3 protein-coding genes are annotated in these 2830 nt (G+C 75.2%); all 3 read right to left on the reverse strand.

What is annotated here, in order from left to right; all coding sequences use genetic code 11:
* Positions 1–1531, reverse strand: a 1531-nt coding sequence (locus tag ACVMLK_RS20590) for an ATP-binding cassette domain-containing protein (protein ID WP_457487483.1), incomplete at its 3' end; no start/stop codon positions are given.
* Positions 1528–2514, reverse strand: coding sequence for an HlyD family secretion protein (locus tag ACVMLK_RS20595; protein WP_198367454.1), 987 nt, complete (start codon positions 2512–2514; stop codon positions 1528–1530). The genes ACVMLK_RS20595 and ACVMLK_RS20590, both read right to left, overlap by 4 nt.
* 96 nt (positions 2515–2610) lie before the next feature.
* Positions 2611–2830, reverse strand: a 220-nt coding sequence (locus ACVMLK_RS20600; protein WP_457487484.1) for a hypothetical protein, incomplete at its 5' end; no start/stop codon positions are given.

A 2830-nucleotide genomic window follows, 5' to 3' on the forward strand; every position in this document is an offset into this window, starting at 1 on the left:
CCTCCTCCAGCGTGGCGGCGCCGCGCTCGGCCACCAGCGCGCGCGGCGCCCCCATGGCCAGGATGCGCCCGGCATGCTGCAGCGAGATCCGGTCGCAGCGCTCGGCCTCGTTCATGAAGTGGGTGGAGATGAAGATGGTGACGCCATCCTCGCGCGAGAGCCGCAGCAGGTGGCGCCAGAACAGGTCGCGCGCCACCGGATCGACGCCGGAGGTCGGCTCGTCCAGGATCAGCAGCGCCGGCTCATGCACCACGGCGGCGGCGAGCTGCAACCGCTGCCGCACGCCCAGCGGCAGGGATTCCGGCGCGGCATCGGCCACCGCCTCGAGGTCGAAGTCCCGCATCACGGCGGCGATGCGCGCCGCGCCCCGCGCCGCCGGAAGATGGAAGAGGCGCGCATGCAGCGCGAGGTTCTGCCGCACCGTCAGTTCGCCATAGAGCGAGAAGGCCTGCGACATGTAGCCGACCTGCCGCCGCGCGTCGCCGCCGGCACCGGGCCGCTGACCCAGCACCCTCGCCTCCCCCTCGCTGGCCGGCAGCAGGCCGCAGAGCATGCGCATGGTCGTGCTCTTGCCCGAGCCGTTGGAGCCCAGGAAGCCGAAGATCTCGCCGCGATGGATGCGGAGGTCGACATGATCCACCGCGGTGAAGTCGCCGAAGCGCTTGGTCAGGCCGCGCGCCTCGATCACCGGCCCCTCCCCGGGCCGGGGCGGCGGCGGCGGGGTGATGACCACGGGGCGGTGGCCCTTCCGCCGGGCCTCCGGCAGCAGGGCGATGAAGGCCTCCTCCAGGCTGCGCGTCCCGGTGCGGGCGAGGATCCCGGCCGGGCTGCCGGTGGCGATGACCTTCCCGCCATCGAGCGCCGCCAGCCAGTCGAAGCGCTGGGCCTCGTCCATGTAGGCGGTGGCGACCAGCACGCTCATGCCCGGCCGGCGGGCGCGCAGCCGGCCGATCAGCGCCCAGAACTGGCGGCGGGACAGCGGATCGACGCCGGTGGTGGGCTCGTCCAGGATCAGCAGGTCCGGGTCGCGCACCAGGGCGCAGCAGAGCGAGAGCTTCTGCTTCATCCCGCCTGAGAGCTTGCCCGCCGGGCGGGCGGCGAAGCGCGCGAGGCCGGTGGCCTGCATCAGCTCCGCCGCGCGCTCGCGGCGTTCGGACGCGCCCTGGCCGAAAAGCCGGGCGAAGTAGTCGATGTTCTCGGCGATGGAGAGCACCGGATAGAGGTTCCGCCCCAGCCCCTGCGGCATGTAGGCGACGCGCCGCCGCAGGCCGGTCAGGGCGGCGCGGTCGCGCAGGTCGGCGCCGAGCGCCGAGATCTCCCCCTGCTGCGGCCGCCGCACCCCCGCCAGCAGGCCGAGCAGGGTGGACTTGCCGACGCCGTCGGGCCCGACCAGCCCGGCCATCACGCCGGCAGGCACCTCGAGGCCGATGTCATCCAGCGCCACCACCTCGCCGTATCGGTGCCGCACCCCGTGCAGCGCGGCGGCCGGCGGGAGAATGGAGGATGGCGGCGCCGCGCCCGCGCCGCTCACGGCAGGCGGACCTCCAGCCGGGGCGGCCAGGGTTGCGCCGGATCGAGCCGGACATAGCCGAGGCCGCGCACCCCGCCCTTCACCTGATCGACATGCGCCCTCAGCAGATCCGGCGGCAGGCGGAGCTTGACCCGGAACATCAGGTTGCCGCGCTCCTGCGCCGTCTCGACCTGGCGCGGCGTGAACTGCGCCTCAGGGGCGACGAAGCTGACGCTGGCCGGCAGCACGTAGTCCGGGACCGGGTCCAGCACCAGCCTGGCCTCGGCGCCATAGGTCAGGCGCCCGGCCTGGGCGGCGGGCAGGAAGATGATCATCGAGACATCGGTCGGGTCGATCAGGGTCGCCACACGCCCCCCGGCCGAGACCACCTCGCCGCTGCGCACCAGGCGGTAGAGCACGCGGCCGGTGCGCGGCGCGGTCAGGACGGTGTCGTCCAGCAGGGTGCGCACCTCGGCGGCATTGGCCTCGGCGGCGGCGAGATTGGCCTCGGCGCGGCGCCGGCCCGCCTCGGCGGTGGCGACGGTGGCCTCGGCCACCTCCAGCGTCGAGCGGCGCTGATCGAGCTGCTCGGCCGGCGCGAAGCCGCGGCGGGACAGCTCCTGGGTCCGGGCCAGCTCGGTCTGGGCGAGCTGGCGTGTGCTGGCGGCGCGCAGCTGCTCGGCCTCCGCCGCCGCCACCGCCTGCCGCGCCTCCAGGACCTGCGCCTCGGCGGCGAGCAGCCGGGCCCGCAGGGTGCGGTCATCGAGCCGCGCGACCACGGCGCCGGCTTCGACCATCTGGCCTTCCTCGACCGTGACCTCCAGCACCCGCCCGGCGATCTTGCTGGCGATGTCGATCTGCTCCGCCTCGATGCGGCCGTTGGTGGCGGCGATGAAGGAGGGCAGCGCGGGCTCGCGCAGGAGCAGCCGCCAGCCGAGATAGCCGCCGCCCGCCAGGACCACGGCGGCCAGTCCGATCGGCATCACCCAGCGTCGCAGCGGCATGTCTGTCTCCGGTTCCGGCTCCCCAAAGGCGCCGCCGGAAGGCAGTAGAGCAATCCGGCGCGGCGGCGCCAAGGTGGCCGCTCCCGGCCGCGCGTCTCAGCCGCGGGCGGGCGTGCTCGGCGTGCCCAGGACCGCCAGCACCTCCGCGACCGCCTGGAGCTGCTCGGCGCAGTGCCGCCAGCCCGGCGCGACCCCGGTCGCCGCGGCGGCCGGGGCCGGCGGCACGGATTGCGCCACGCCGGCCGCGAAGCCGGCGCAGATCCGCGCGACCCGGTCGATCTCCCGGCCCAGCTCCGGTGGCGGCGGCGCCTCCTCC

Source organism: Teichococcus aerofrigidensis (assembly GCF_054073225.1).